At 70.4% G+C, this 26,620-nt stretch carries 27 protein-coding genes; 10 read left to right on the top strand and 17 right to left on the bottom strand.

Features of this window, described 5'->3' with window-relative positions; genetic code table 11:
• The 7 genes from IWH25_RS05215 (at position 1) to IWH25_RS05185 (ending at position 5,165) form a co-directional block, all read left to right on the top strand.
• On the top strand, positions 1–807 hold the full coding sequence (locus IWH25_RS05215; RefSeq protein ID WP_203388276.1) for a polysaccharide deacetylase family protein: 807 nt from the start codon (positions 1–3) through the stop codon (positions 805–807).
• Positions 804–1,553, top strand: a complete 750-nt coding sequence (locus tag IWH25_RS05210) for a class I SAM-dependent methyltransferase (protein WP_203388275.1) — start codon at positions 804–806, stop codon at positions 1,551–1,553. Before IWH25_RS05215 ends, IWH25_RS05210 begins: the two co-directional genes overlap by 4 nt.
• Before the next feature lie 70 nt (positions 1,554–1,623).
• Positions 1,624–2,826, top strand: a complete 1,203-nt coding sequence (locus IWH25_RS05205; protein WP_203388274.1) for a beta-ketoacyl-[acyl-carrier-protein] synthase family protein — start codon at positions 1,624–1,626, stop codon at positions 2,824–2,826.
• Positions 2,823–3,620, top strand: a complete 798-nt coding sequence (locus tag IWH25_RS05200) for a beta-ketoacyl synthase chain length factor (RefSeq protein ID WP_203388273.1) — start codon at positions 2,823–2,825, stop codon at positions 3,618–3,620. Before IWH25_RS05205 ends, IWH25_RS05200 begins: the two co-directional genes overlap by 4 nt.
• Positions 3,617–4,069 (top strand): hotdog family protein, encoded by a 453-nt coding sequence (locus IWH25_RS05195; protein ID WP_203388272.1) that lies wholly within the window; start codon positions 3,617–3,619, stop codon positions 4,067–4,069. The genes IWH25_RS05200 and IWH25_RS05195 overlap by 4 nt, the downstream gene beginning before the upstream one ends.
• Positions 4,069–4,809 (top strand): 3-oxoacyl-ACP reductase FabG, encoded by a 741-nt coding sequence (gene fabG, locus IWH25_RS05190; RefSeq protein WP_203388271.1) that lies wholly within the window; start codon positions 4,069–4,071, stop codon positions 4,807–4,809. The genes IWH25_RS05195 and fabG overlap by 1 nt, the downstream gene beginning before the upstream one ends.
• A gap of 8 nt (positions 4,810–4,817) precedes the next feature.
• Positions 4,818–5,165, top strand: a complete 348-nt coding sequence (locus tag IWH25_RS05185; RefSeq protein WP_238999009.1) for a hypothetical protein — start codon at positions 4,818–4,820, stop codon at positions 5,163–5,165.
• On the opposite strand, the gene IWH25_RS05180 is transcribed toward IWH25_RS05185, so the two are convergent.
• From IWH25_RS05180 to IWH25_RS05170, 3 genes are all read right to left on the bottom strand, one after another.
• Positions 5,122–6,060, bottom strand: a complete 939-nt coding sequence (locus IWH25_RS05180; RefSeq protein WP_203388270.1) for a hypothetical protein — start codon at positions 6,058–6,060, stop codon at positions 5,122–5,124. The two genes, IWH25_RS05185 and IWH25_RS05180, sit on opposite strands and share 44 nt — an antisense overlap.
• A 174-nt stretch (positions 6,061–6,234) precedes the next feature.
• A complete protein-coding gene (locus tag IWH25_RS05175; RefSeq protein WP_203388269.1) occupies positions 6,235–7,521 on the bottom strand; it encodes a Glu/Leu/Phe/Val family dehydrogenase in 1,287 nt (428 codons plus the stop codon).
• Between the two features lie 18 nt (positions 7,522–7,539).
• Entirely contained in the window at positions 7,540–7,692 is a 153-nt protein-coding gene (locus tag IWH25_RS05170) for a hypothetical protein (RefSeq protein ID WP_203388268.1), read from the bottom strand.
• A 148-nt stretch (positions 7,693–7,840) separates the two neighbouring features.
• Between IWH25_RS05170 and IWH25_RS05165 the strand changes: the two genes are divergently transcribed.
• Entirely contained in the window at positions 7,841–8,746 is a 906-nt protein-coding gene (locus IWH25_RS05165) for a LysR family transcriptional regulator (protein ID WP_203388267.1), read from the top strand.
• Positions 8,747–8,837: 91 nt separating this feature from the next.
• A complete protein-coding gene (locus IWH25_RS05160; RefSeq protein WP_203388266.1) occupies positions 8,838–9,587 on the top strand; it encodes a hypothetical protein in 750 nt (249 codons plus the stop codon).
• A 52-nt stretch (positions 9,588–9,639) separates the two neighbouring features.
• Here the strand turns inward: IWH25_RS05160 and IWH25_RS05155 are convergent, their stop codons facing one another.
• The 5 genes from IWH25_RS05155 to IWH25_RS05135 all read right to left on the bottom strand — a co-directional run bounded on the left by IWH25_RS05155 (position 9,640) and on the right by IWH25_RS05135 (position 14,279).
• Entirely contained in the window at positions 9,640–9,864 is a 225-nt protein-coding gene (locus IWH25_RS05155) for a hypothetical protein (protein WP_203388265.1), read from the bottom strand.
• A gap of 2 nt (positions 9,865–9,866) precedes the next feature.
• On the bottom strand, positions 9,867–10,643 hold the full coding sequence (locus IWH25_RS05150) for a glycosyltransferase family 2 protein (RefSeq protein ID WP_203388264.1): 777 nt from the start codon (positions 10,641–10,643) through the stop codon (positions 9,867–9,869).
• 9 nt (positions 10,644–10,652) lie between these two features.
• Entirely contained in the window at positions 10,653–11,477 is an 825-nt protein-coding gene (locus IWH25_RS05145; protein WP_203388263.1) for a lysophospholipid acyltransferase family protein, read from the bottom strand.
• Positions 11,478–11,482: 5 nt separating this feature from the next.
• Complete coding sequence (locus tag IWH25_RS05140; protein ID WP_203388262.1) at positions 11,483–12,553, bottom strand: chorismate transformation FkbO/Hyg5 family protein; 1,071 nt, start codon at positions 12,551–12,553, stop codon at positions 11,483–11,485.
• Between the two features lie 121 nt (positions 12,554–12,674).
• Positions 12,675–14,279: a B12-binding domain-containing radical SAM protein gene (locus IWH25_RS05135; RefSeq protein WP_203388261.1), complete on the bottom strand. Its 1,605-nt coding sequence runs from the start codon at positions 14,277–14,279 to the stop codon at positions 12,675–12,677.
• Positions 14,280–14,377: 98 nt separating this feature from the next.
• Between IWH25_RS05135 and dmeF the strand changes: the two genes are divergently transcribed.
• A complete protein-coding gene (dmeF, locus tag IWH25_RS05130; protein WP_203388260.1) occupies positions 14,378–15,337 on the top strand; it encodes a CDF family Co(II)/Ni(II) efflux transporter DmeF in 960 nt (319 codons plus the stop codon).
• 18 nt (positions 15,338–15,355) lie between these two features.
• Here the strand turns inward: dmeF and infA are convergent, their stop codons facing one another.
• The 9 genes from infA to IWH25_RS05085 form a co-directional block, all read right to left on the bottom strand.
• Entirely contained in the window at positions 15,356–15,613 is a 258-nt protein-coding gene (gene infA / locus IWH25_RS05125) for a translation initiation factor IF-1 (RefSeq protein WP_203388259.1), read from the bottom strand.
• 208 nt (positions 15,614–15,821) lie between these two features.
• Positions 15,822–16,337 (bottom strand): thermonuclease family protein, encoded by a 516-nt coding sequence (locus IWH25_RS05120; RefSeq protein WP_203388258.1) that lies wholly within the window; start codon positions 16,335–16,337, stop codon positions 15,822–15,824.
• Positions 16,338–16,401: 64 nt separating this feature from the next.
• Entirely contained in the window at positions 16,402–18,681 is a 2,280-nt protein-coding gene (locus tag IWH25_RS05115; RefSeq protein ID WP_203388257.1) for an NADP-dependent malic enzyme, read from the bottom strand.
• A 207-nt stretch (positions 18,682–18,888) separates the two neighbouring features.
• Positions 18,889–19,719 (bottom strand): alpha/beta hydrolase, encoded by an 831-nt coding sequence (locus tag IWH25_RS05110; protein ID WP_203388256.1) that lies wholly within the window; start codon positions 19,717–19,719, stop codon positions 18,889–18,891.
• A 40-nt stretch (positions 19,720–19,759) separates the two neighbouring features.
• Positions 19,760–20,572: a HoxN/HupN/NixA family nickel/cobalt transporter gene (locus IWH25_RS05105; protein WP_203388255.1), complete on the bottom strand. Its 813-nt coding sequence runs from the start codon at positions 20,570–20,572 to the stop codon at positions 19,760–19,762.
• 138 nt (positions 20,573–20,710) lie between these two features.
• Positions 20,711–22,090: a sensor histidine kinase gene (locus IWH25_RS05100; RefSeq protein WP_203388254.1), complete on the bottom strand. Its 1,380-nt coding sequence runs from the start codon at positions 22,088–22,090 to the stop codon at positions 20,711–20,713.
• Positions 22,091–22,212: 122 nt separating this feature from the next.
• Positions 22,213–24,657 carry a two-component system response regulator gene (locus IWH25_RS05095; RefSeq protein ID WP_203388253.1) on the bottom strand — a complete coding sequence of 815 codons (2,445 nt, stop codon included), beginning with the start codon at positions 24,655–24,657 and terminating at the stop codon, positions 22,213–22,215.
• The gene (locus IWH25_RS05090) at positions 24,654–25,757 is read right to left on the bottom strand and encodes a sensor histidine kinase (protein WP_203388252.1); all 1,104 of its coding nucleotides are present in this window, start codon (positions 25,755–25,757) and stop codon (positions 24,654–24,656) included. The genes IWH25_RS05095 and IWH25_RS05090 overlap by 4 nt, the downstream gene beginning before the upstream one ends.
• Before the next feature lie 225 nt (positions 25,758–25,982).
• Positions 25,983–26,609 carry a GDSL-type esterase/lipase family protein gene (locus IWH25_RS05085; protein WP_203388251.1) on the bottom strand — a complete coding sequence of 209 codons (627 nt, stop codon included), beginning with the start codon at positions 26,607–26,609 and terminating at the stop codon, positions 25,983–25,985.
• Between the last annotated feature and the right edge of the window lie 11 nt (positions 26,610–26,620).

Here is a 26,620-nt window from a genome sequence, read left to right as displayed (position 1 = left end):
ATGGGCCGCTGGCAACCAAGTCCCGCCTACACCGCCAGCGCCGCGCTGCACGTCGCCGCCGCAGCCGGCGTCGCCGTAGCGCCGGCGCTGTGGCCATGGGCGCTGGCCGCGATCATTGCCGACCACGCGCTGCTCACCGTCGCCGGCCTGCTGCCGCGCAGCACGCTGCTCGGCCCGAACGTGCGCCGGCTGCCGGACGACGCCGCAGCGCGCGGCGAGGTCGCGTTGACCATCGACGACGGCCCCGAGCCGACGGTGACGCCGCAGGTGCTCGACCTGCTCGACGCCGCCGGCGCCCGCGCCAGCTTCTTCGTCGTCGGCGCCGAAGCGAAGCGGCACCCGGCGTTGCTGCGCGAGATCGTCGCCCGCGGCCACGCCGTCGAGAACCACAGCATGCACCACCTGCGCCGCTTCGCCGCGCTCGGCCCCGGACGCATGCGCGCCGAGATCGTCGACGCGCAGCATTGCCTGGCCGACCTCACCGGCCGCGCGCCGACCTTCTTCCGGCCGACTGCCGGCCTGCGCAGCCCGCTGCTGGAGCCGATCCTCGCCGCGCTCGACCTGCACCTGGCGAGCTGGACGCGGCGCGCCTACGACACGCGGCGCGGCGACGCCGCCGTCGTGCACGACGCGCTCGCGCGCAACCTCGCCGGCGGCGACGTGCTGCTGCTGCACGACGGCAACGCCGCGCGCACCACCGACGGCCGGCCGGTGATCCTCGCCGCGCTGCCGAAGCTGCTCGACACGCTGGCGCAGCGGCAGCTGCGTTCGGTAACCCTCGCTTCCGTCATCCCACCCCGCTCATGAGCCAAGCCTTCCTTTCCCGACTGCTCGACGAGGCCACCCGCGGCTACCGCGCCGGCGGCCGTTTCGCCTACCACTTCGCCCGCGGCAAGCTCGCCGGCGACAACCTCTTCCGCGAGCTGCTGCGACGCGGCGTGTTCCCGACGCGCGGGCACTTCCTCGACCTCGGCTGCGGCCAGGCGGTATTCGCCTCCTGGCTGCTCGCCGCGCGCCGCCTGTTCGAGCACGGCGACTGGCCGGCGGACTGGCCGGAGCCGCCGCGCGTACTCGGGCTGCGCGGCGTCGAGCTGATGGCGAAGGACATCGCCCGCGCGCGCGCCGTCTTCGCCGCCGACGACGCGACCGTGCGCATCGTGCAGGGCGACATCTGTGCAACCGACTTCGGCCGCGCCGACGTCGTCACCATCCTCGACGTGCTGCAGTACATCGACTTCGCGCGGCAGGAGGACATCCTGCGCCGCGTGCATGCCGCGCTGCCGGCGGGCGGCGTCTTCGTCACGCGCATCGGCGACGCCGACGCCGGCCTGCCCTTCCACATCTGCAACTGGGTCGACCACGCGGTCACCTTCGTCCGCGGCCACCGCCTGCCGCAGCTCTACACGCGCAGCCTGGGCGAGTGGACGGCGCTGCTCGACGACATCGGCTTCGCCGTCGACTCGGCGCCGATGAGCGGCAGGAAGCCGTTCGCCAACACCCTGCTGGTCGCCCGCGCGCTGCGTGCGGCGCGCCCGGAAGCCGCAGCGGCCTGAACCGGCGGCGGCCGCATGCCCCCGTTCTGGTAGACTTCGCCATCCCGGAAGACTCCCTACGCCCCGCATCGTGATCCCGCTGCAGCTCACCCATTTCACCGCCAGCACCTGCCTCGGCCGCGGCCTCGCGCCGACGCTGGCGGCGCTCGACGCGCAGGCGAACGGGCTGAAGCGCTGCGATTTCGAGACGGTGGACCTCGACACCTGGATCGGCGAGGTCGACGGCGTCGACGCCATCCACCTGCCAGCCGCGCTGGCCCGCCACGACTGCCGCAACAACCGCCTGGCGCTGCTCGCGCTGGAGACCGACGGCTTCGCCGACGCCGTGCGCACGGCGATCGACCGCTACGGCAAGCGCCGCGTCGGCTGCTTCCTCGGCACCAGCACCGCCGGCATCCTGCAGACCGAACTCGCCTACCGCCGGCGCGACCCGGCGACCGGCGCGCTGCCACCGGACTTCGTCTACGAGACGACGCACAACACCTACTCGGTCGGCGGCTTCGTGCGCGAGTATTTCGGTCTCGAAGGGCCGGCGGCGGTCGTCTCCACCGCCTGCTCGTCGTCGGCCAAGGTCTTCGCGCAGGCGGCGCGGATGATCGAGGTCGGACTGATCGACGCGGCACTGGTCGGCGGCGTCGACTCGCTGTGCCTGACCACGCTGTACGGCTTCGCCTCGCTCGAACTGACCTCGCCGCAGCCGTGCCGCCCGTACGACGCGGCGCGCGACGGCATCTCGATCGGCGAGGGCGCCGCCTACGCGCTGCTCGAACGCGCGCCGGCCGCGCCCGCCGCCGACGCGGTGCTGCTGCTCGGTGCCGGCGAATCGAGCGACGCCTACCACATGTCGTCGCCGCACCCGGAAGGGCTGGGTGCACGGCTGGCGATGGCAGCGGCGCTCGCCGACGCCGGCCTCGCCGCCGGCGACATCGGCTACATCAACCTGCACGGCACGGCGACGCCGGCCAACGACGCCGCCGAAGGCAAGGCCGTCGCCGCGCTGTTCGGCGACCGCGTACCCTGCAGCTCGACCAAGGGCGCCACCGGCCACACGCTGGGCGCCGCCGGCGCGGTGGAAGCGGTGATCGGCGCGCTAGCGCTGCGGCACGGGCTGCTGCCGGGCAGCGCGCAGACGCGCACGCTCGACCCGGCGCTCGCCGCGCTGGGCCTCGACTACCTGCTCGCCAATCGCCGCGCGCCGCTCAGGTACGTGCTCAGCAACTCGTTCGGCTTCGGCGGCAGCAACTGCAGCCTGATCCTGGGGCGTGCGTCATGAGCGCGAAACTCGCTGCCTGGATCGACGGCATCGGCGTGCTGGCGCCGGGCCTCGCCGACTGGCCGAGCGCGCGCGCGGTGCTCGCCGGCGAAACGACCTATGTCGCCGCGCCGACCGTGCTGCCGGCGCCGGCGATCCTGCCGCCGGCCGAGCGCCGGCGCGCCAGCCGGCTGGTCAAGCTGGCGCTCGCCATCGGCATCGAAGCCGTCAGCCACGCCGGTGCCGACGCGGCGACGCTGGCCACCGTCTTCTCATCGTCCTGCGGCGACGGCCACAACTGCCACGCGCTGTGCGAGCAGCTCGCCTCCGACGACCGCGCGGTATCGCCGACGCGCTTCCACAACTCGGTGCATAACACCGCCGCCGGCTACTGGGGCATCGCCACCGGCGCGATGGCGCCGTGCCAGGTCCTGTGTGCCTACGACTGGAGCTTCGGCGCCGGCCTCGTCGAAGCGCTGGCGCAGGTGGCGACGACGCGCGCGCCGGTGCTGCTGATCGCCTACGACGCCGAGTATCCGGAGCCGATCCACGCCATGCGGCCGACGCGCGACGCCGCCGGCGTCGCGCTGCTGCTGTCGCCGGCGCGCAGCGACAGCAGCGTCGCCGGCCTCAGCCTGCGCCCCGACGACGGTCCCGCGGACACCCTCGCCGACCCGGCGCTGGAGACGCTGCGCACCAACATCCCGGCGCTGCGCGCGCTGCCGCTGCTCGCCCGCATCGCGCGCGGCGCGGCCGGCGAGACGGGCATCGACTACCTCGCGCCGCTGCGCCTCGTGGTCGAGGTGCTGCCGTGAGCGAGGCACCGGTCGCACTCGACCGCGACTGGATCGCCGCGCACATCCCGCACGCCGGCACGATGTGCCTGCTCGACGCGGTGCTCGACTGGACGCCGGAGACGATCCGCTGCCGCGCGGCGAGCCACCGCGACGCCGGCAACCCGCTGCTCGCCGACGGCCGCCTCGGCGCCGCCTGCGGCATCGAATACGCAGCGCAGGCGATGGCGGTGCACGGTGCGCTGCTGGCAACGACCGGCGACAAGCCGCGGCAGGGCTACCTCGCCAGCGTGCGCGGCGTCGACTTCTGCGCCGAGCGACTCGACGCCGTCGCCGGCGACCTCGACATCGACGCCGAGCGCCTCTCCGGCGACGGCAACAACGTGCTCTACCAGTTCGCCGTGCGCGGCGACGGCCGCCTGCTGCTCGCCGGACGGGCGGCGGTGATCCTCGACGCGGAAGGACGATGATGGCAGCGACGAATGCGAAACCCCGACGCGCGCTGGTCACCGGCGGCAGCGGCGGCATCGGCGCGGCGATCTGCCGCGCGCTCGCCGCCGCCGGCTGCGAGGTGCTGGTGCATGCCAACCGCCAGCTGGCAAAGGCCGAGGCCATCGCCGAAGAAATCCGCGCCGCCGGCGGCCAGGCGACGGCGCTCGCCTTCGACGTCACCGACCGCGAAGCGACGGCGACGGCGCTCGCGGCCGCGCTCGAAGCGGGGCCGATCCAGATCCTCGTGAACAACGCTGGCATCCACGCCGACGCGGTCTTTCCCGGCATGTCCGGCGAGCAGTGGGACCGCGTGCTCGACGTCTCGCTGAACGGCTTCTACAACGTCACGCAGCCGCTGACGCTGCCGATGCTGCGCACGCGCTGGGGGCGCATCGTCAACATCTCGTCGGTGGCGGCGATCGCCGGCAACCGCGGCCAGGTGAACTACGCGGCGGCGAAGGGCGCACTGAACGCGGCGACCAAGTCGCTGGCGTTGGAACTGGCCAGCCGCGGCGTGACGGTCAATGCGGTCGCGCCCGGCATCATCGCCACCGAGATGAGCGAAGGCGCCTTCGATGCCGACGCGATCAGGAAGCTGGTGCCGATGCAGCGCGCCGGCACCGCGGAGGAAGTCGCGGCGCTCGTCGCCTTCCTCGCCTCGGACGCCGCCGCCTACATCTCCGGGCAGGTGATCTCGATCAACGGGGCGATGATCTGAAGCCGGCCGTGCCGAGCTCGGAGCGCGGCACGCGCGTCGCGCTGATCTTCGCGCTCGTCGCCGAGCGCCTCAACACCTTCTACGAACACGGCCAGTGGCTGACCGAGGCGCAGGGCGCGACGCTCGCCGCCGACTGGCTGGCGCGTTCGCAGCGCAGCCTGCCGCTGGCCGAGCGCCGCCGTCTGTCCGCATTGAGCGACGAGCTGGCGCGCAGCATCGCCGGCGGCCTGTCGCGCGAGGCCGGGCTGCACACCGCGCACGAGCTGACCGAGGCGCTCGACCCCAACTACCGCTCCGAACTCGCCGAGTTCTTCATGGCCGAGTGCGAGCGGATGCTCGACGCCGCCGGCGCTTAGCTGCGCCAGGGCGTGCGAGCGGGCGTCCTGCCGCCCCGCAGGCGCTGTCGCCGCGCGGCGACGAATCGACCGGCAGCGCGCGGATTTCGCCGCGCTGGTCGACGCAGTACGCGATCGTGCCGCAGGTCGGACGGCAGTACGGCACGGCCTCGAGCGTGAAGGCGGCGCGCGGCACGGCGGCGCCGCGGCAGTGCAGGCGATAGCGATAGCCGCCCCGCCACACGAACCCCTGCTTGTTGCCGGCGGAGGCGGCCGATCCCGCAAAATCCGCCGACAGCGCCGCGAGCGAGCAGGCAAACCCCTCCGCCGGATGGCTGTCCCGATACGCGAACTGGGCCTGCGCCAGAGTCGCGATCGTCGCCAGCGCGCGCTGTTCCTGGACCTTGAGCTGCAGCGGCAGCAAGTGCGGCGAAACCATCACCAGCAGCGCGGCGACGGCGAGCGGCGCATAGGCGATCCGCCAGCGCCGGCCCGGCTCCCGCAGCGCCGGCAGCCGGCGGCCGAGCGCCCTGCCGGCGGCCGAACCGAGCCAGGTGGGAAGCGCCACCTGGGCGGCGATGATCGCCGCTTCCAGCGGCAGCAGCTGGTGCGAGCATAAGAAGATGCCGGGAAAGCCGAGGCTCAGCAGCAGGTCGACGCCCCAGGCGAGGCCGAAGCCCGCGCCGCCGAAGGCGCAAAAATGGCGGCGCAGCCGCAACAGGCCGGCGACCACGCCCAGCAGCAGCATGACGAGCACCTGCGCGACCGCGACATACTGGCCGGCCCCGCAGTAGCCGAGGTAGTCCAGTCGCGGCAGCCAGTACACCGCGGCGCCGAAGGCCAGCGCGGCCAGGTCGTGCGGCGCCGGCGGCCACCACCAGCGCGGACCGTCGGCCATCGGCGATGTCGTCTGCATGAACGCGCCTCCCCTCACGGTGCCGGACTGACGGTCACTCCGGAATGCACGTTCTGACTATAGATCACCCGCAGCGGCGGGGCGGCCGCGGCGGTCCTTCCTCCCGGGACGCGACGACGGCGCCCGGGGCGCGACGGGCGGCCGCTTCTGGCGGCCGCCCCCGCTGGCCGGCGGTCAGGGGTAGAGACCGCGCAGCGCACGCGCCTCCAGCACGCGCTGGCAGGCGACGACGAAGGCAGCGGTGCGCAGCGACAGCGATTTCTGCTGCGCCACGTCCCACACGCTGGAGAAGGCTTCCGACATGATGCGCTCGAGGCGCTGGGCGATCTCGGCCTCGGTCCAGAAATAGGCCGACATGTCCTGCACCCATTCGAAGTAGCTGACGGTGACGCCGCCGGCGTTGGCCAGCACGTCGGGAACGACGACGATGCCGCGCTCGTGCAGGATCGAATCGGCGCCCGGCGTGGTCGGGCCGTTGGCGCCCTCGACGACGACGCGCGCCTTGATCTGCCCGGCGTTGCGCTCGTTGATCTGGCCTTCGAGCGCGGCCGGTACCAGGAAGTCGCAGTCGAGGCCCCAGAAGTCGCCGGCGGCGATCGTCTCGGCGCCGGGGTAGCCGGCGAGCGTGCCGGCCTCGCGGCGATAGGCGAGCAGCTGGCGCGGGTCGATGCCGTTCGCGTTGTGCACGGTGCCGGTCTCGTCCTGCACCGCGACCACCTTGGCGCCGTGGTCGTGGAAGATGCGCGCCGCCGCCTCGCCGACGTTGCCGAAGCCCTGCACCGCGACGCGCGCGCCGTCGATGGCCAGCCCCAGCTTCTTCGCCGCCTCGCAGGCGGTGACGAAGACGCCGCGGCCGGTCGCGTCGTGGCGGCCGAGGCTGCCGCCGAGCGAGATCGGCTTGCCGGTGACGACGCCGGTGACGGTGCGCCCCTGGTTCATCGAGTAGGTGTCCATCAGCCAGGCCATCACCTGCTCGTTGGTGTTCACGTCGGGTGCCGGGATGTCCTTGTCCGGCCCGATGATGACGTTGATCTCGCTGGTGTAGCGGCGCGTCAGCCGCTCCAGCTCGTCGCGCGAGAGCTGCTTCGGGTCGACGCGGATGCCGCCCTTGGCGCCGCCGTAGGGCACGTTCACCACCGCGTTCTTGATCGTCATCCAGGCCGACAGCGCCATCACCTCCGACAGCGTCACCTCGGGATGGAAGCGGATGCCGCCCTTGCCCGGGCCGCGCGACAGGTTGTGCTGCACGCGGTAGCCCTCGAAGTGGGCGATCGTGCCGTTCTCCAGCTTGATCGGGATGTCGACGACGAGGATGCGCTTCGGCCGGCGCAGCGTCTCGACCCACGGCAGCAGCCGCGTCTCGATGTACGGCGCGACGCGCTCGACCTGGGTCAGGTAGGTTTCCCACGGGCCGAGGTGGTCGGCGTGCAGGTAGGAGGGGATGGTGTTCGAGTCGATCATGGTGAATTCCGGGAATGATCAGTTGTAACCGAGGACGGCGACGCTGCGGACCTCCGCCTCGTGCTCGTCGGCGTTGCGGCGGGTGGCGGCTTGGTCGGTGCTCGCGGGCGACAGCGCGCGCTGCGCGTCGCCGCCGGCAATGGCCCGTGATTCCTGGGAACTGGTGGTCATCGAAGTCTCCTGTGTCGTTTTTTCAAGCGACGCTGTCTGCAGCCCGCGTCATCGGCTGCGCGCATTGTTCGATTTTGGGAGGAGCGCCGCAAACGATATAAACTCAGCACGTTGTGCGTTTTAAGAACAATGTGCAAAGGAAGACGTCGTGCGCAGAAAGATCCCGGCGATCGAGACCCTGGTCGCTTTCGAGACCGCCGCCCGCCACCAGAGCTTCACGCGCGCCGCCGACGAGCTGGCGCTGACGCAGAGCGCGGTGTGCCGGCAGATCGCCTCGCTCGAGGGCATGCTCGGCGTGCTGCTGTTCAACCGCATCAAGAAGCGGCTGAGCCTGACCGACGCCGGCCAGCTCTACGCCAAGCAGGTGCGCGAACATCTCGCGCGGCTGGAGCGCGACACGCTGGCGATGATGGCGCACCAGGGCGCCGGCGGCGTGCTCGAGCTGGCGGTGATCCCGACCTTCGCGACGCGCTGGCTGATCCCGCGGCTGGCCGACTTCAACGCCGCGCGTGCGGACATCACGCTCAACCTGACGACGCGCGCCGAGCCCTTCCTGTTCACCGACACCCCCTTCGACGCCGCGATCCACTTCGGCGAGCCGGTGTGGCCGGGCGCCGTCGCCGAATACCTGTTCGGCGAGGAGATGGTCCCGATCTGCAGCCCGCGCCTGCTCGGCGGCCGCGCCGCGATCGACGCCGGGGAACTCGCCGGCTTCACGCTGCTGCAGCAGTCGTCGCGGCCGGAAGCCTGGCGGCAGTGGTTCAACGCCGCGCAGCTGCGCGACGTGAATGCGATGAAGGGGCCGCGCTACGAACTGTTCTCGATGCTCGTCGAAGCCGCCCGCGCCGGCCTCGGCGTCGCGCTCGTGCCGCGCTTCTTCGTCTCCAACGAAATCGCCGCCGGCGAACTGGTGATCCCCTGCGCACGCGCGCTGCAGAGCGCGCACGGCTACTACCTGGTGTATCCCGAGAGCAAGCAGGGCTCGGCGGTGCTGCAGGCGTTCCGCGAGTGGCTGTTGAGGAAGGCGGCGGAGTATCGGGGGAGTACGGAATAACGACGGACAGATTTAAGGCGCAATCTTTCTGTCAACGGTATTAGCTGACATACCGCCGCAACCGTCTGCGTGACCTTAATTTGACAACGCCATGACCAAACCTGACCAACTAAAATCCGACATCACCCGATTCTGTGACTACTTCGATTCACAAGTCAAAGACATAGAAACGCTCCAGTCTTCTCACGACGAGCTCTATCGCAAACTCCTGTTTGTGGCTGTCCTCGACACACTTTCAGGAACAGTCATGCCTCGGCGCAAGAACAAGGAACGCTTTGTTGGTTTCGTTCAGCGATTCTGCAGGTGGTCTGATGGCAGCCGCGTCAGCCTTCCCCATTTAGTTCAACTACTACGAAAGAACCCTGACCCGGCACTCGATAGCTTGCGGAAATGGGCGCTGCAAAAATACAGCCAACTCCCCGTGCACAGTGGAGCACTTATGCATATATCGGAAGACCCTCTACTCGAAGCGGTGAAGCGCGAATGGCCGTCGTCTTCAGACCAAAAGATACCAATTGAAGGAATCGACGTGATGGCACTAACGCACTCGCACCTCCTCTATACCTACCGCAATGCTTTGGTGCACGAACTGCGGATGCCAGGCTACGGAATGACTTTCGGCGACAAGGAAGAGGAACCGTACTATCACGGCAGTTCGACTGTAGGCGAAGACCCCGAACTGATATTGAAAACGGTTGAACTGGTGTATCCATGGCGGTTTCTTAGCCGCTTATGCACGACCGGTGTCGCGGAAATGCGCGGGTATCTTCTTGCGAACGAGTTGAATCCGTACGACTCATTCACATTCGGCACATACTGGCTGAAAGAGCTTAATAGATGACGCCAAATGCACTAGCCTGATTCCTTTTCCAAAGTCCGCATACGGCTCAGCGTCATTTGCTCCTCGCGACGCCGGCCGCCTTCAGCTTTTCTACGCCGCCGCCTTCACTGCCTCCGGGTTCTGCATCGCTATCCGCAGCAGCGTTTTCGCCGACCCCGTTGCGTGCCTCGGCCGCCGCCGACACATCGACCGTCGTCACGCGCGCGGCCTTGCCGGCCTTCATCTGACGCACCGATTCCAGCAGATCGTCCTGGAACCGTTTCATCGCCTCATCCACGCTCACTCTCCGCTCTCAGCCCTGCCCGCAGCCCGCCGCCACACCAGCCCCGGCAGTCGCCACAGGAAGCCGAGGAACAGCCGCGTGTGCATCCAGGTCAGCAGCGTGTTGTCGCGCAGGTAGTTGAAGTGCGAGACGCCGCCCTCGTCAGCGCGGAAGTAGCGCACCGGCGCGTCGAGGTTGAGCGGCTGCACGCCGTCCCAGCACAGGCGGACGACGGCCTCGGGGTCGAAGTCGAAGCGGCGCATCCACTTCTGTCCGGTCATCACGCGGCACAGCGGTTCGATCGGATAGACGCGGAAGCCGTACAGCGAGTCGCCGATGCCCATCCACAGCGTCTCCAGGTTGGCCCAGCCGTTCGACACCTTGCGGCCGTTGACGCGCAGGCGCGGCGCATCGGCGGCGAACACCGGCTTGCCGAGCACCATGCACGCGGGTGCCGCCTGCGACGCGGCCATGAAGGCGGGAATCAGGTCGGCCGGGTGCTGGCCGTCGGAGTCCATCGTCAGCACGTGCGTGAAGCCGGCGCGCGCCGCGGCGCGGGCGCCTTCGAGCACGGCGGCGCCCTTGCCGCGGTTCTCGGGGAGCACGATCACGTGCAGGCCGGGATCGGCGGCGGCCATCGCCTGCAGCCGCTCGGCGCTGCCGTCGGTGCTGCCGTCGACGACCACCCACACCGGCGCCCACTGCGCGCGCGCGGCGCGCACCGTGTCGTAGACCTTGGCTCCCGGGTTGTAGCTGGGGATCAGGACGAGATGGCTGGTCGAGGCGGCGGGCATGGTCGGGCTTCAGGAAATCGTGCCGGCCGCCGGCGCGGGCTGCGCGGCGCATTCGGCCGACGTTTCGTGGACGCTGGCGGCCGAGAGTTCGTCGCGGAAATACTGCTCCAGCTCGCGCGTGAACACCGGCACGTCCTTCGGCGGCGCAAAGCGGCGGCCGACGCGCACGCGCACGCGCAGCGGCAGCGACGGGCGGCGGAACAGCGGCCAGTCCTTGCCAAGGTAGGGCGTGCTGAACTCGATCAGCAGCGCCTGCACCGGCGCACCGCTGCGGCCGGCGATCAGGCCGGCGCTGCCGACCAGCGGGTTCACCGGCCAGCGCGTGGTGCGCGTGCCTTCCGGGAACAGCAGCAGCTGGCCGCCGTCGCGCAGCTCCTCGCGCGCGCGCAGGATCACCTGTAGCGGCACGTCGTTGCAGATGTAGCGCGCCAGCCGCGCGCCGGCGCCGAAGAGCAGGTTGTCGGCGAGCGCCGCCTTCATCACGCAGACCATGTTCGGGAAGCGCGAGAGCAGGATCACCGCGTCGAGCAGCGAGGGATGGTTGGCGACGACGATCAGCGGCGCGTCGCGGCGCAGCGCATCGATCTCGTCGAGGTCGAAGCGGCAGTAGCAGAAGACGGTGAGGAACCACAGGTAGAAGCGGAAGCTGGCCATGATCGCCAGCCGCCCGACGCGGCGCCCCCAGGTGCGCGGCAGCAGCAGGTAGAGCGGCAGCGCGAGCGGCGTCCAGGCGAGGCAGATCGCCGCCAGCATGCCCAGCCCGAGGCCCATCGCCAGCACCTCGTAGGCGGCGAAGGCGAGACGAGCGAGCGGATGGCGACCAGCGGCAGACATGCGGTTCAGGCGCGGCCGGTCGCGCGCGAGGCGCTCGCCTCGACCTCGACCAGCAGGTCGGCGCGGCAGATGTCGGCCTGCACGTAGACCACGGCGGCGCGCTCGTCGATCAGCGGCAGCAGCGCCGCGCGCACGGCGTCGAAGTCGCCGGCGCGGCGGACGTAGACGCGATAGTCGAGCGTATCGAGCGTATAGCGGGCGCCGCTCGCCTTGTTCGCCTCGGCGAGCACGGCGGCGATGTTGGCGAGCGACTCGCGCGCCTGCCCGGCGACGTCGCCGGCATGCACGGTGCGATGGCCGACGATGCTGGCGGTGCCGGAGACGAACAGCAGCTCCTGCCCGGGCAGCTGCGCCAGCGTCGCGCGGGCGAAGGTCGGCGCGCGCGGGCCGTAGTCGGCCGGATAGTTCCAGGCGCTGATCTGGCGCGGATTCTCCAGTGGCTGCGCCGGCAGCCGGCCGGCGAGGAAGGCGATGGACAGCGGCCCGCCGGCCACGCCCAGCGCGCAGGCGGCCGGCACCGCGCCGCCGGTCAGACGGCCGGCGCCGAGGAAGGCGTCCTGGCGGCCGACGTTGAACTGGCGGTAGCGTTCGAGCCCGCCGTATTCCGGGCTTTCCGCGTTGATCGCGGGGAGGTAGTTCCACACCCGCCACAGTTCGGGAAAGCCCTCGGCGTCGAGCAGGCGGAAGATGCGCCGGTAGGCGTCCTCGGTCGCGCGCTGCAGCGGCGAGGCGCCCGCCGCGGCGGCGAAGCTGTCCTCGACGACCTCGACGACGCCGTAGAGGACGTTGGCGTCGGCGCGGAAGCGGATGCCCTGGCCCTCGCCGGCGATGCAGGTCGAGCGGCTGCGCCAGGCCTCGCCGTAGAGCGCACCGGTGCCGCCGAGCAGCGGCGCCGCGACGTGCTGCAGCGGCAGGTCGGCGATGCGCGGCAGCGCCGCCGACGCTCCGATGCCGATGCAGGCGAGGCCGAGCAGGCCCGGCGAACGCTCGCCGCCGAGCGCGGCGAGCTGCGCCGGCGGGCAGGGCGCCAGCGACAGCGGCACCTTGCCGACGAAATCTTCGCGAGTTGTGTCCATGGCCGCCTGCCGATCGCCCTGCATTCGAACTTCCTCTCCCCCTGTGCCGCCGGCCGTTCCCGAACGACGGGCCGACTCGTTGTTTTTGTTGCGGGAATCGCCCCGCAAAACCGGCCGGGGATTATACCGCCGATGGCGCGGCCGCCGCCTGCGGCCGCCGTGACACCTTCACCGGCGACATCGCGGCGATCGCGTCGGCCTGCAGCTCGGGGCTGAGCACCGGCCGCAGGCCGACCGGCTGCCGCGGGTGGCGCGCGAAGTCGCGCTTGGCCCGCTCCAGCTGCGCCTTGTTGGCGCTGAAGTAGCGCGCGGCGGCGATCGTCTGCGGCAGATGCTTCAGGATATGCCACAGGCTCCAGCGATGCTGCCACAGGCGCTTGGCGAAGCGGCGGCGGTAGCCCCGGCTGTCGTAGAAGCGGCGCACATGCCAGTTGTAGAGCGCGTCCATCTGCTCGCGCGACTCGAAGCCCTGCGGCTTGAAGACGAAGTTGAGGCAGTTCATCAGCCGCCAGTCCTCGACGAAATCGCCGCTCTGGCCGCTGATGCATTCGTCCCAGATCGGCGCGCCGTGCAGCGGGCTGAACTTGGTCATGTTCATCTCGTCGAGGTCGAGCGAGAGGATGAAGTCGCTGGTCTTTTTGATCGTCGCCGGCGTCTCGCCGGGCATGCCGAAGATGAACAGGCCCTTGGCGCGCAGGCCGGCGGCGTGGATCTGTTCGACCGTCTTCTTCACTGCGTCCAGCGTCACGCCGGCCTTGTGCCGCGCCATCATCTCCGGGTCGGCCGATTCGATGCCCATCGACACCATCAGTGCGCCGGCCTGCTTCAGCTTCGCCAGCATCTCGTCCGAGGTGTGGCCGGTGCGGATCGCGCAGTTGAACTGCATGCCCAGCGGCTGCTCGATGAGCAGGTCGCACAGCTCGAAGACGCGCTTCTTCTGTGCGGTGAACAGGTCGTCGTAGAAGTTGATGTGGCGCACGCCGAAGTGGTCGCGCAGGTGCTTCATGTGCGCGTAGACGTACTGCGCCGAGTTGACCTTGTACAGCCGCTCGAACACCGTGCGGTCGCAGAACGAGCAGGTGTAGGGGCAGCCGCGCGAGGTGATCATCGTCGCCCCGTGGCGCTGCGCGTAGGCGAACAGCGGCAGGTGGTAGCCCTGCGGAAAGCCGGCCAGCTTCTCGTAGGCGGGGAAGGGCAGCTCGTCGAGGTCGAGGATGCGGTTGCGGCGCGGGTTGGTGACGATGCGGCCGCCGTTTTCGGCATCGCGCCAGACGAGGTTGCCGATCCCGGCGAGCGGCCTGCCCTCGGCCAGGTCGAGCAGCAGCCCCTCGCCCTCGCCGATGCACAGGTAGTCGATCTCCGGGTATTCCGCGAGCACCGGCGCGCCGAGCGACGAGACGTGCACGTTGCCGAAGACGATCTTGATCTCCGGCCGGCGCGCCTTGATCAGCGCGGCGATCTCCAGCGCGTCCAGGAAACCCGAGGTGGTCGCCGAGAAGCCGACCAGCTCCGGCTCGGTGGCCAGTACCCGCTCTGCGTTCCCGGCAATCGTCGGCGGCGCGTACGGACCGAGGCAGTCGTGCACCGCCGTCGGATGGCCGTGCTTCTCCAGCCACGCCGCCAACTGCAGGATGCCGATCGGCGCCATGCGGTTGGCGAGCACCGAGAAGTCGGGCTGACCGGGAACGAAGTTGAAGCCGGCAGGGTGGACGAGGGTGACTCTCACGGCAGCGGCGGGCGACGGCGCAGGGATCGGAAGCGGGAATTATCCCGCATCTCTCCGCCTTGCGCCGGCCGGCCGCAACGCTCGCGTAAAATGGGCGCATGCACGAAATCGACTCCTGGCGGCACCCCCATCTCTTCGACACCGGCAACCCGGCGGCCGAGCGCGGCGCGCGGCTGGTGATGTGGATCACCTTCGCGGCGATGATCGGCGAGATCGTCGCCGGCCTCGTCTTCAACTCGATGGCACTGCTGGCCGACGGCTGGCACATGGCGACGCACGCCTTCGCCATCGGCCTGTCGGCGTTCGCCTACGCGATGGCGCGGCGCTATGCGCACGACGCGCGCTTCGCCTTCGGCACCTGGAAGATAGAGATCCTCGCCGGCTTCACCAGCGCGCTGTTCCTGCTCGGCGTCGCCGGCGCGATGGTCTGGGAATCGGTGCGCCACCTGCTCGACCCGCAGCCGATCCGCTTCGCCGAGGCGATGGTCGTCGCCGCGCTCGGGCTGGCAGTGAACGTCGTCTGCGCGCTGATCCTCGGCAACGCGCACCATCACCACGGGCACGACCACGAGCATGGGCATGCGCATCCGCACGACCACGGCCACGACCTCAACCTGCGCTCGGCCTACCTGCACGTACTCGCCGACGCCGCGACCTCGCTGCTGGCGATCGCCGCGCTGGCCGGCGGCCTGTGGCTCGGCTGGGACTGGCTGGACCCGCTGATGGGCATCGTCGGCGCCGTGTTGATCACGGTCTGGGCGTGGTCGCTGGCGCGCGACGCGGGGCGTGTGCTGCTCGACTGCGAGATGGACCACCCGGTCGTTGCCGAGGTGCGCGAGGTGATCGAGGCGCACCCGCAATGGGCGGCGACGACGCGGATCGCCGACCTGCACGTGTGGCGCGTCGGCAAGGGCAGTTTCGCGGTGATCCTCGGCCTGGTCACGCACGACGCGACGCTGTCGGCGGAGGCGGTGCGCGGCGAACTGGCGCGGCACGCGGAACTGGTCCACGTGTCGGTCGAGATCAACCGCTGCGGCTGCGACGAAGCGGCGGCGTAAAGGCCGCCGGCGGCAGCGTCAGTGCGTGCGGCGGCGCGGCGCCATCGGCGCGCGGCCTTCGATGTGGCGGAAGGTGATGCGGCCCTTGTTCAGGTCGTAGGGCGACAGTTCCAGCGTCACCTTGTCGCCGGCGAGGATGCGGATGTGGTGCTTGCGCATCTTGCCGGCGGTGTAGGCGACCAGCGCGTGGCCGTTGTCGAGCAGGACGCGGAAGCGCGAATCGGGCAGGATCTCCTCGACGACGCCGTTCATTTCAATCAGTTCTTCTTTGGCCATGACCAAACCTCCGGGGATGGGCGGAAAAGGGAATGCGGACAGCCCCGGCGCGGCCGGGTTGCAGGAAGGTCAAGGCGGCGGGCGATGAAGGGAGAAATGCAGCGCGAAGGCGCGCATTGAACCGGACAGCAACGACACTACTTGAAGATCGCAGGCGCGCACTATGCGCCCGATCCCGGAATAAAGCAAATCGGCGCGCCGCCGGCGCTCAGCGCGGCCCGCGCCACTCCCACGGCGGCAACGGATTTTTGCCGGCCCACAGGCCGAGGCGGCGGGTTTTTGCCGCGAACTCCGCCTGCTGGTAGGCGGCCTGCGCCGGCTGCGGCTGGCCGGCACTGCGCCGGTCGTGCCAGGCCATGCCGCGTTCGACCTGGGCGAGGCCGAGGTCCAGCGTCGGCGGGCAGTCGGCGTTGCCGCAGCGCGCGGCCGGCGCCGGCGCGCGCACCACGGCGCGCCACTCGCCGCCGCTGAACTGCGCATTCTCCAGCTGCACCGTACGGCCGTAGGCCAGCGCGCCGAGGCTGGAGCGCGCCGCCTCGCCGTGCTCCTGCAGCCGCGCCGGCGCGGCGACCCAGGCCAGCCGCACCCGCAGCTGGCCGTGGCCGGGAACGTCGACGCGCAGCGTGTCGCCATCGACGACGGCATCGACGCGGCCGGACAGCGTTTCCGCCGGCGCACCGGCGGCGAGGCCGATCAGCGCGAACAGCAACAGGATCCGTTTCATGCCGTGAATCTAGCAAGAAAAACGCCACCCGCAGGTGGCGTTGTCGGGGCAGCCGCGGCGGCGCTCAGATGCCGGTGCTGACCACGGTCAGCGCGGTCATGTTGACCAGGCGGCGCACGGTCGTGGTCGAGGTCAGCACATGCGCCGGCTTCGCCGCGCCGAGCAGGATCGGGCCGATGGTGACGCCTTCGCCGCCGGTCATCTTGAGCAGGTTGTAGGAGATGTTGGCGGCGTCGAGGTTGGGCATCACCAGCACGTTGGCCTCGCCCTTCAGCGGCGAATCCGGATCGGACTGGTGGCGGATCTCCTCGGACAGCGCCGAGTCGCCGTGCATCTCGCCGTCGGCCTCGAGCTCCGGCGCGCGCGCGTGCAGCAGCGCGGTGGCCTCGGCCATCTTTTGCGCCGACGCCGACTGCGAGGTGCCGAAGTTCGAGTGCGAGAGCAGCGCGACCTTCGGCTGGATGCCGAAGCGGCGCACGGTGTGCGCCGCCAGTTCGGCGATCTCGGCGATCTGCGCCGCGTCCGGGTTCTCGTTCACGTGCGTGTCGCACAGGAACAGCGCGCGACCCGGCAGCAGCAGGTGGTTCATCGCCGCCAGCGTGTTCACGCCGGGCGCCTTGCCGATGATCTCCTCGACCTGGCGCAGGTGGTGCGCGAAGCGGCCGGAGACGCCGCAGATCATGCCGTCGGCGTAGCCGAGGCGGAGCAGCACGGCGCCAATGATCGTCGTATCCTGGCGCAGGCGGGCCTTAGCCAGGTCGATGGTGATGCCGTGCCGCTTCATCAGCTGGTGGTAGGCGGTCCAGCATTCCTTGTAGCGGTCGTCGCGGTTCGGGTTGACCACCTCGAAGTGCTCGCCGATGTGCAGCTTGGAGCCGATCTTGGCGAGTCGCATCTCGATCACGTCCGGACGGCCGACCAGGATCGGCTTCGCCAGGCGTTCCTCGATGACGATCTGCACTGCGCGCAGCACGCGCTCGTCCTCGCCGTCGGTGTAGATGATGCGCGCGGCCTTGCCGGCCTTGCCCTGCTTGGCGGCGGTGAACACCGCGCGCATGCCGACGCCGGTGTGGTAGATGAATTCCTTGAGCTTGTCCTTGTACGCCGCCATGTCGGCGATCGGCCGCGTGGCGACGCCGGAGTCGGCGGCGGCCTTGGCCACCGCCGGCGCGATGGTGGTGATCAGGCGCGGGTCGAAGGGCTTCGGGATCAGGTATTCGGGGCCGAAGGCGAGCTCCTGGCCGGGATAGGCCATCGCCACCTCGTCGCTGACCTCCTCCTGCGCCATCGCCGCGATCGCGCGCACGCAGGCCAGCTTCATCTCCTCGGTGATGCGCGTCGCGCCGCAGTCGAGCGCGCCGCGGAAGATGAAGGGGAAGCACAGCACGTTGTTCACCTGGTTCGGGTAGTCCGAACGGCCGGTGGCGATGATCGCGTCCGGGCGCGCTTCCTTCGCCAGCTCGGGCATGATCTCCGGCGTCGGGTTGGCGAGCGCGAAGATGATCGGCTTCTCCGCCATCGTCTTCACCATCTCCGGCTTGAGCACGCCGGCGGTGGACAGGCCGAGGAAGATGTCGGCGCCGACGATCGCGTCGGCCAGCGTGCGCGCCGCGGTGTCCTGCGCGTAGCGGGCCTTGGTCTCGTCGAGCTTGGCGTCGCGGCCGACCCAGATCACGCCCTTCGAGTCGCAGACGGTGACGTTCTTCTTCTGGATGCCGAGGTCGCACCACAGGTCGAGGCAGGAGATCGCGGCGGCGCCGGCGCCGGAGCAGACGACCTTGACCTCGTCGATCTTCTTGCCGATGACCTTCAGCGCGTTGAGCATGCCGGCCGCCGAGATGATCGCGGTGCCGTGCTGGTCGTCGTGGAAGACCGGGATGTTCATCCGCTCCTTGAGCTTGCGCTCGATGTAGAAGCACTCCGGCGCCTTGATGTCCTCGAGGTTGATGCCGCCCAGCGTCGGCTCCATCGAGGCGATGATGTCGATCAGCTTGTCCGGGTCGTTCTCGGCGAGTTCGATGTCGAAGACGTCGATGCCGGCGAATTTCTTGAACAGGCAGCCCTTGCCCTCCATCACCGGCTTCGACGCCAGCGGGCCGATGTTGCCGAGGCCGAGCACGGCGGTGCCGTTGGTGACGACGCCGACCAGGTTGGCGCGCGAGGTGTACAGGCTGGCGTTGTGCGGGTCCTCGACGATCGCGTCGCAGGCGTAGGCGACGCCGGGGGAATAGGCGAGCGCGAGGTCGCGCTGGTTGGTCAGGCCCTTGGTCGGGCGGACCGAGATTTTGCCCGGCGTCGGGAACTGGTGGTATTCAAGCGCCGCTTCGCGCAGATCCTTCTCCATTGTGGCCTCTTCTGGTTATGTTGGCGGCAGGAAACGGTGAGCGCACGCCCCCGGCCGGCCGCGAAAAAAGAGGTGCACTTTACTCCCGCTCGGGAGCAAAGCCAATTGTGGATTTGCGCCAGCGGAAACGGCGCAAGCCCTTGTTCCGCAAAGGCTTGCGCCAGGCGGATCGCCGCGATTTGTCAGTCAACTGGAACATTGCCAGGGTCAGTGGTCCGACCCGTCCGGCGGCTGCAGCGCACGCATCGTTTCTCGCCACCAGGCGTCGTCGGCATGTTCGAACCAGTCGTTGTGGTCGGCGCCGGCGACGACGCGCAGCGCCTTCGCCGCGGCAAGGCCGGCGAACAGCGCGCGGCCGAATTCCGCCGGCACGATGCGGTCGCGCTCGGCGACGACAACGACGACGCGACCACGGTAACCGGCGAGGTGCGCGACGCTGTCGTAGCGGTCGCGCACCAACCACGCCAGCAGCCGGCGCGGCAGCCACGGGTAGTGGTAGTCGGCGACATTGAGCAGCGTGTCCCACGGCGTCACCAGCAGCAGGCCGGCGATGCCGGCATGGCCGACGCGGTCGCTGGCAGCGGCGGCGACCCCGGCGCCGAGCGATTCGCCGAGCAGGTAGAGCGGCCCGTCGAATTCACGGCGCGCGGCGGCGATCGTCGCCGCCGCATCGGCGACCAGGCTCGCCTCGCCCAGCTCGCCGCCGCGCGGGCCGTAGCCCGGATACTCGGCGAGCAGCACGCGCCAGCCGCGCGGCGCCAGCGCCTCGGCGTAGGGCGCGCGGTACCCGGCGTGGCCGGCGTTGCCGTGGAAGACGAGCAGCGTGCCCTGCGCCGGCCGTGCCGCCGGCTCGACGACGAGGCCGCGGAAATCGTCGGCCGACGGCCACGGCCGGGCGCCGGGAACGAAACGGGCGAGTTCGGCGAGCGGCGCCTTTTCCGGGAAGTAGAGCAGGCCTTCCTGCGACATGGCGACTCCGGCGATGACGAGCACGAGGGAGAGCGCGACGATGCGCGCCAGCGAGGCGAGCAGTTTCATGCCGCCAGCTTACTCCGCGCGCCGGGCGCGGCGAAGGGGCTCAGGCCGCGAGCGGCGGCCGCCGCGTCAGATGCACGGCGAACAGGTAGCTGCCGGCGACGACGGCGAGCAGCAGCACGCCGAAGGCGAGCTCCTTGCCGTCGCTCCAGCCGTCGACCGCCGGCGAGAAGAACTTGAGCGCGCCGAAGGCGGCGACGAGCAGGCTGACGCCGGCAACGACCAGGCCCATCACGCGCGAGGCGAGCTGCGCCGCGGCGTCGGCGCGGCGGATCAGGCGCGAGATCCACAGGCCGTTGATGCCGTCGGTGACCAGCATGCCGAGCACGAACAGCAGTGCCAGCGCCAGCGCGTGCTGCCAGCCGCCGAAGCGGGTCGCGGTCAGCGCGAACAGCGCCGCCTGGCTCATCGTGTCGAACGACAGCGCGAACAGCGCGCCGACCGCGGCCACCGCCAGCGGCCGCGTCGTCCGCTGCAGGCGGGAGAACAGCCGCCCCCTGAGGCCGAGCGGCCGTACCAGCTCGCCCGGCGCCGCGCGCAGCACCGCCCGCAGGTTGATGAAGCCGAGCGCGGCGAGGAAGGCGATCGAGATCCAGGCGCCGAGCGCATCGACCCAGTCCGGCACCTGCCAGCCGCCGGCAACGGTGCTGACCAGCAGCGCGACGGCGACGATGACGGCGCCGTGGCCGAGCGAGAACAGCGCGCCGCAGCGGCGCGCCAGCGCCGGGTTGTCGCGGGCGTTGCAGCGCGTCAGGCCGTCGATGGTCGCCAGGTGGTCGGCGTCGAAGCCGTGCTTCATGCCGAGCGCGAAAACCAGCGCGGCCAGTGCCATCCAGTCGTTGGGCAGGGTATCCATGGGCCGATGAAGTCCTTTCGCTGCTCCCTAACAAGCTTCGTGCCAGCGCATCCACACTGACGAATCAACAACTTGGCGCCCGCAAGCGCGCCGCCGGCGGACAACTGGAAAGCCGCTTTCCACTTCCCGCTTTCCAGTTCACGACGGCGCCAGCGGCAGCAGCAGCGTGAACACCGCGCCGCCCTGCGGCCGGTTGGCGGCCTCCAGCCGGCCGCCGTGGCGCTCGACGATGCCGTAGCTGATGGAGAGGCCCAGCCCGGTGCCCTGGCCGACCGGCTTGGTCGTGAAGAAGGGGTCGAACAGCCGCGGCAGGTGCTCGGGCGGAATGCCCGGGCCGTTGTCGGCGACGGTCAGCACGATCACCTCGCCGGCGCCGAGCGCGGCGCGCACTTCCAACTGCGGCGCCGGCGTGCCGGCGAGCGCGTCGCAGGCGTTCTGCACGAGGTTCATCAGCACCTGCTGCATCTGCCCGGACGAGCCTACCATCGGCAGCTCGGCCGGCAGTTCCATCGCCACCTCGAACTTCGGCGGCGCCGCGCGCGTCACCCAGCGTACCGCGCGCTCGACGACCTCGGTCAGGTTGAAGGCCTCATCGGCCTGGCGGTCGATCGCCGAGAAGCGCTTCAGCCCGTCGACGATGTCGCGGGTACGCTCGGCGCCCTCGATCATGCCGTCGAGCAGCGGCTCCATGTCCTCGAGGATGCGATCGATGCGCAGCTCGCGGCGCAGGCCTTCGAGTTCGGGCGTGTGCGCGCAGTCGCAGCCGTTCACGGCCTCGATGTAGGTGTGCAGGCGGCCGGCGTAGCGGCGCAGCGCCATCACGTTGCCGAGCACGAAGCTGATCGGGTTGTTCAGCTCGTGCGCGACGCCGGCGACCAGGCGGCCGAGCGAGGCCATCTTCTCCGACTGCACCAGCTGCTGCTGCGTGCGCTTCAGCTCCTCGTGCGTCTGCCTGAGCGCGTGGTAGGCGCGGCGCAGCTCGCCGACCGGGCGGCCGGTGACGACCATGCCGACCAGCTTGCCGACGCCGGAGAGGCGCGGCGTACAGTTGACCGACACCGGCACCGCGCTGCCGTCGGCGGCGGCGATCATCAGCTCGACGTCGTGGCGGGGATCGCGGCGGCGCGGCGTGAAGAACTCGCACACCGCCTGGCGCGACGCTTCGTCGGCGAACAGGTCGAACACCGGGGTGCCCTTCAGCGCCGCTTCGTCCCGGCCGGTGAAGCGCTGCAGCGAGGCGTTCACCTCCTCGATCGCGCCGTGCCGGTCGCAGACGATGAGGATGTCGGACATCGACGCCAGCACGCTCTCGATGAACTGGTGCGATTCCTCGAGCGCGGCGTTTTTCTCTTCGAGCGCGACCTCGTACTGCAGCAGGTCGTTGTAGACCTCGTCCATCTTGCGGATGACGTCGATCCATACCGTCTCGCCGACGCCCTCGGGAAGCGCCGGCGGCTCCGGCAGTTCGCTGCCCTCGCGCAGGCGGCGCGGCTTAGCGGGCCGGTCGGCGGCGGACATGGGGCGGGCCGCCGCTCCCGGCGGTCGGGGCGGCGAGTTGGCGGGCGGGGCGGCGGCCTCGCGGGAGGAGGACAGGTTCCATGGTCGGGTTCCGGAGCGCGGCGCCGGCACCGGCCCGCGGATCAAGACGGCATCTTGCCCGGCAACCCCCGCCATTGTCCATCGGCGATGCGCCGCGACAGTTCGTCGAAGGGCATCGGGCGCGCAAAGAGGAAGCCCTGGCCTTCGTCGCAGCCGAGCTGCTTGAGGATCGCCGCCTGCTCGTCGCGCTCGATGCCTTCGACCGTGATCGACATGCGCAGCGCCCGGCTGAGCGCCACCACCGCTTCGACTACCGCCCGCTGCTGCTCGCTTTGCGCGAGGTCGACGATGAACGAACGGTCGACTTTGATGCGCCGGATCGGCAGGTCGCGCAGCACCGCGAGCGACGAGTAGCCGGTGCCGAAATCGTCGATGCTGACGGCGACGCCGAGGCGCCCCAGATCCTCGATGACGCCCAGGCTGCGCTCGGTCGCCTGCAGCGTGCTCTCGGTGATCTCCAGCTCGAGCATGTCCGCGAGGAAACCGGTTTCGGCAAGCGTCGCCGCGACGTGGTCGACGAAATCCACCGCCAGGAACTGGCGCGCCGAGACGTTCACGGCCAGTCGCAGCGGCGTCTGCAGGCGCAGCATTTCCCGGCATGCGCGGCGCAGCACCCAGCGCCCGAGCGCCTCGATGATGCCGCTTTCCTCGGCGATGGCGATGAAGCTGCCGGGCAGGATCATGCCGCGCTCGGGGTGCGGCCAGCGCACCAGCGCCTCGACGCCGGCGATGCGCCCGCCGGCAAGTTCGACGCGCGGCTGGTAATGCACGGCCAGCGCGTCGGCGGCGATCGCCCGCCGCAATCCCTGCTCGATGCGCATCCGTTCGCGGGCGCGCGCGGCCATGTCTTCGGCGTAGAAGTGGTAGCGGTTGCGCCCCTCCGACTTGGCGGTGTACATCGCCATGTCGGCGGCGCGCATCAGCTGCTGGCTGTCGGTGCCGTTGTCCGGGAACACCGCGATGCCGATGCTGCCGGTGACCGCCAGCGTCTCGCCGCGGACCTCGATCGGGTCGCGCAGCACGGCGAGGATCTTGTCGGCGAGCTGCGCCGCGTAGTCCGGGTGGACGCTTCCGGCGAGGATGACGAACTCGTCGCCGCCGAGGCGGGCGATCGTGTCGCTGGCGCGCATCACCGAACGCAGGCGGCCGCCGATGGCGCGCAGCAGCTCGTCGCCGACGGCGTGGCCGAGCGTGTCGTTGATCACCTTGAAGCCGTCGAGGTCGAGGAACAGCAACAGGCAGCGCTCGTCGTGGCGCAGCGCGTTCTCGATCGCGGTCGCCAGCCGGTCGTCGAACAGCGTCCGGTTGGGCAGGCCGGTCAGCGGATCGTGGTGCGCGAGGTGGCGCAGCTGGCGATGCGCCTCGTAGATCGCGCTGACGTCGGAGAAGGTCGTGACCAGGTGCGTCGCCCGGCCGGCGGCGTTGCGCACGACGCTGACGTTCTGCCACGCCGGGAAGGGCTCGCCGCCCTTGCGATGACAAGCGACTTCTCCGCTCCAGAAGCCGGCGCCGTCGGCGTCAAGGCAGGCGGCGTCGCGTTCGGGGCAGGGCATCAGGCGCAGCAGGGCGTCGGGGTCGCGGCCGATCGCCTCCTCCTCGGCGAAGCCGGTGATGCGCGAGAAGGCGCTGTTGACCGCGACCGCGCACCGGCGCATGTCGGTGATGACGATCGCCTCGGCGGTGGTATGGAAGACGACGCTCGACTGGCGCAGGCGTTCCTCGTCGCGGTGCCGCTGCGTCACGTCCTGCAGGATGCCGACGACGCGCGTGCCGTCGCCGGCGGAAGTATAGGCCTTGGCATGCGCCTCCATGTAGCGCGTCGGCAGGTGGTTGTCGACGGTGCTGAACTCGACGCAGACCGCCTCGCTGCCGGCCTGCGTCGCCGCCAGCGCGGCTTCGACGCGCGCCCGGTCGGCAACGGCGACGCGGGCGATGAAGGCGTCCCACGGCTCGTCGAGCGGCAGCGGCCGGGTGCCGAAGAGCGCGTGCAGATGCCCGTCGCCCTTCAGCCGTCGCGATTCCGGGCTCCATTCGAGGACGCCGAGCTCGGCGGCGTCGATCGCCAGCTTCAGGCGCTGCTCGCTCTGCTCGACCGCCGCCTCGTCCTCGCGCCGGGCCAGCGCCATCTGGATCGTCGCATGCAGCTCGCGCCCTTCGCAGGGCTTCACCAGGTAGCCGAACGGCCGGCTGTCGAGGGCGCGGCGCAGCGTGTCGTCCTCGGCGTAGGCGGTCAGGAAGACGACCGGAATCTGGTGCCGCGCGCGGATCTCGCTGGCCGCCTCGATGCCGTCCATGCGCCCCTCGAGGTGGATGTCCATCAGCACCAGGTCGGGCTTCTCCTCGGCCGCCTTGCGCACGGCCTGCTCGCCGCTGGCGACGACGGCGCCGACCCGGTAGCCGAAGCCGTGCAGCTGGCGTTGCAGGTCGAAGGCGACGATGCGCTCGTCCTCGACGAGCATCAGATTGATCGGCAGGCGCGCGGTCATAAGCTCTCCTTTTCGACGGGGTGCAGCGGAAAGCGCACGACGAAGCGCGCGCCGCCGCCGCGCTCGACGGTCAGCGTGCCGTGCAGCTGTTCGACGAACAGCGGTACCAGCTGCAGGCCGAGGGAAGGGCTTTCGACGAGGGCGGACTCGGGCGGCAGGCCGACGCCGTCGTCGGCAACGCTGAGCATGATTTCGCCGCAGTCCGTTGCCAGTTCGATCACGATCTCGCCGGCACGTTCCCCGGGAAAGGCGTGCTTGAAGGCGTTCGTCACCAGCTCGTTGAGCAGCAGGCCGCAGGGAATCGCGCGCTCGAGGTCGAGCGGGATGCCGGCCTCGGGGGCGGCCAGGCGCAGACCGATGCGACTGCTGCCGGCGCGGTAGGTGGCGCGGATCGACTGTACCAGGCGCTCCAGGTATTCGCCGAGGTCGAGGCGCGAGAAGTCCTTGCGCTCATAGAGCAGCTGGTGCGTCAGCGCCATCGCCTTCACGCGGCCGCAGCTCTCGGCGAGGATCGCGCGCAGGCGGGGATCGCTGGCATGGCCGGCCTGCAGGTTGAGCAGGCTGGTGATCACCTGCAGGTTGTTCTTCACGCGGTGGTGCACCTCGTTCAGCAGCACCATCTTCTCGCGCAGCGCGTCCTCGAGCCGCTGCTGCGAACGGCGGCGCTCGGTGATGTCCACGATCGACGCCAGCACCATGACGCCGGCTTCGGTGTCGATCGGGTTGAGGCCGATCTCGACCGGGAATTCGCTGCCGTCCGCGCGGCAGCCGAACAGGTCGCGGCCGGCGCCCATCGGCCGCGGCTGCGGATCGACGAAGAAACCGCCGCGGAACAGCCGGTGGTTGCCGCGGAAGCGTTCCGGGACCAGCATCTCGACCGGCTGTCCGATCAGTGCTTCGCGGCCGTAGTCGAACATGCGTTCGGTCTGCGCGTTGACCAGCACCATCACGCCGTCGCCGTCGATCATCACCATCGCGCTCGGCGCCCATTCGACGACCCGGCGAAAGGAATCCTCGCCGAGCTGCGGCGCGCCCGGCCGGCGACTGTCGCCTGCCGGCGACAGCGTCGACGCGTCTCGATCTGCACGCGGATCTCGCATCGGAATCCTCCTGTGCGGGCGGGACCGCCGGCGCCGGCAATGACCCGCGAATATCAATCCGGAATGAAGCAGTCGGACAGCGGCGGACGGAAAAAGATTCCCTGCGCCCGCCCCGCACAACCATCGGCCGCGGCGGCGCGATTCGCACGCGGCGGCCGCACCGGCTGGCAGGCGGCGCAATCAGAAAAAAGACCGGGGAAACGGCGATTCGTTCGCCGGGCGGCGTCAGCGCAGCAGGCCGAGCCGGCGCAGCGCGGCGTGCAGCTCGCCGGCCATGCGTTCATAGCCGTGCGCGTTGGGATGGATCGCGTCGGCGCGCAGCGCCGGATCGCCGAGCGTGTCGGCGAAGACGTCGGCGACCACCGGTAGCTTCTCCTCGTCGCCCAGCTCGGCGTAGATCGGCGCATCCGACGGCTTGCGCGTCACCGCGCCGAGCAGCGACAGCTCGGGAACGGCGACCAGCACCACCTGCGCACCGGCGGCGCGGGCAGCGGCGACGATCGCGCGCAGGTCTTCCTTGACCGCCGCCTGCGGGCGGCGCCTGAGGAAGTCGTTGCCGCCGATCTCGACGATCACCAGCGCCGGCCGGTGTTCGTCGAGCAGCGGCCCGATCCGCTGCCGGCCGGCCTCGGCGGTGTCGCCGGGGACGCCGGCATTGACGATGCGCCAGCCGGAGCGCGCCGCCAGCCGCGTCGGCCAGTCCTCGCCCGGCGCGGCGCCGGTACCGTAGGTGACGCTGTCGCCGAAGGCGAGCACGGTGGCGCCGGCGGGCAGTGCGGCGAGCTTCGGTTTGCGGCCGCAGCCGGCGAGCAGCGCGGCGGCGGCGAAGGCGACGAAAGTCCGGCGGCGCATCGCGTCCGGGC

Source organism: Azospira restricta (genome assembly GCF_016858125.1).
Classification (GTDB): Bacteria; Pseudomonadota; Gammaproteobacteria; order Burkholderiales; family Rhodocyclaceae; genus Proximibacter; species Proximibacter restrictus.
This window is presented reverse-complemented; position numbering and strand designations above follow the sequence as displayed.

Excerpts from the sequence above, each read along its gene's own strand:
- IWH25_RS05215 (WP_203388276.1), top strand. The coding sequence starts at position 1 with ATGGGCCGCTGGCAACCAAGTCCCGCCTACACCGCCAGCGCCGCGCTG.
- IWH25_RS05210 (WP_203388275.1), top strand. The coding sequence starts at position 804 with ATGAGCCAAGCCTTCCTTTCCCGACTGCTCGACGAGGCCACCCGCGGC.
- IWH25_RS05200 (WP_203388273.1), top strand. The coding sequence starts at position 2,823 with ATGAGCGCGAAACTCGCTGCCTGGATCGACGGCATCGGCGTGCTGGCG.
- fabG (WP_203388271.1), top strand. The coding sequence starts at position 4,069 with ATGGCAGCGACGAATGCGAAACCCCGACGCGCGCTGGTCACCGGCGGC.
- IWH25_RS05180 (WP_203388270.1), bottom strand. The coding sequence starts at position 6,060 with ATGCAGACGACATCGCCGATGGCCGACGGTCCGCGCTGGTGGTGGCCG.
- IWH25_RS05175 (WP_203388269.1), bottom strand. The coding sequence starts at position 7,521 with ATGATCGACTCGAACACCATCCCCTCCTACCTGCACGCCGACCACCTC.
- IWH25_RS05170 (WP_203388268.1), bottom strand. The coding sequence starts at position 7,692 with ATGACCACCAGTTCCCAGGAATCACGGGCCATTGCCGGCGGCGACGCG.
- IWH25_RS05160 (WP_203388266.1), top strand. The coding sequence starts at position 8,838 with ATGACCAAACCTGACCAACTAAAATCCGACATCACCCGATTCTGTGAC.
- IWH25_RS05150 (WP_203388264.1), bottom strand. The coding sequence starts at position 10,643 with ATGCCCGCCGCCTCGACCAGCCATCTCGTCCTGATCCCCAGCTACAAC.
- IWH25_RS05145 (WP_203388263.1), bottom strand. The coding sequence starts at position 11,477 with ATGTCTGCCGCTGGTCGCCATCCGCTCGCTCGTCTCGCCTTCGCCGCC.
- IWH25_RS05140 (WP_203388262.1), bottom strand. The coding sequence starts at position 12,553 with ATGGACACAACTCGCGAAGATTTCGTCGGCAAGGTGCCGCTGTCGCTG.
- dmeF (WP_203388260.1), top strand. The coding sequence starts at position 14,378 with ATGCACGAAATCGACTCCTGGCGGCACCCCCATCTCTTCGACACCGGC.
- infA (WP_203388259.1), bottom strand. The coding sequence starts at position 15,613 with ATGGCCAAAGAAGAACTGATTGAAATGAACGGCGTCGTCGAGGAGATC.
- IWH25_RS05120 (WP_203388258.1), bottom strand. The coding sequence starts at position 16,337 with ATGAAACGGATCCTGTTGCTGTTCGCGCTGATCGGCCTCGCCGCCGGT.
- IWH25_RS05115 (WP_203388257.1), bottom strand. The coding sequence starts at position 18,681 with ATGGAGAAGGATCTGCGCGAAGCGGCGCTTGAATACCACCAGTTCCCG.
- IWH25_RS05110 (WP_203388256.1), bottom strand. The coding sequence starts at position 19,719 with ATGAAACTGCTCGCCTCGCTGGCGCGCATCGTCGCGCTCTCCCTCGTG.
- IWH25_RS05105 (WP_203388255.1), bottom strand. The coding sequence starts at position 20,572 with ATGGATACCCTGCCCAACGACTGGATGGCACTGGCCGCGCTGGTTTTC.
- IWH25_RS05100 (WP_203388254.1), bottom strand. The coding sequence starts at position 22,090 with ATGTCCGCCGCCGACCGGCCCGCTAAGCCGCGCCGCCTGCGCGAGGGC.
- IWH25_RS05095 (WP_203388253.1), bottom strand. The coding sequence starts at position 24,657 with ATGACCGCGCGCCTGCCGATCAATCTGATGCTCGTCGAGGACGAGCGC.
- IWH25_RS05090 (WP_203388252.1), bottom strand. The coding sequence starts at position 25,757 with ATGCGAGATCCGCGTGCAGATCGAGACGCGTCGACGCTGTCGCCGGCA.
- IWH25_RS05085 (WP_203388251.1), bottom strand. The coding sequence starts at position 26,609 with ATGCGCCGCCGGACTTTCGTCGCCTTCGCCGCCGCCGCGCTGCTCGCC.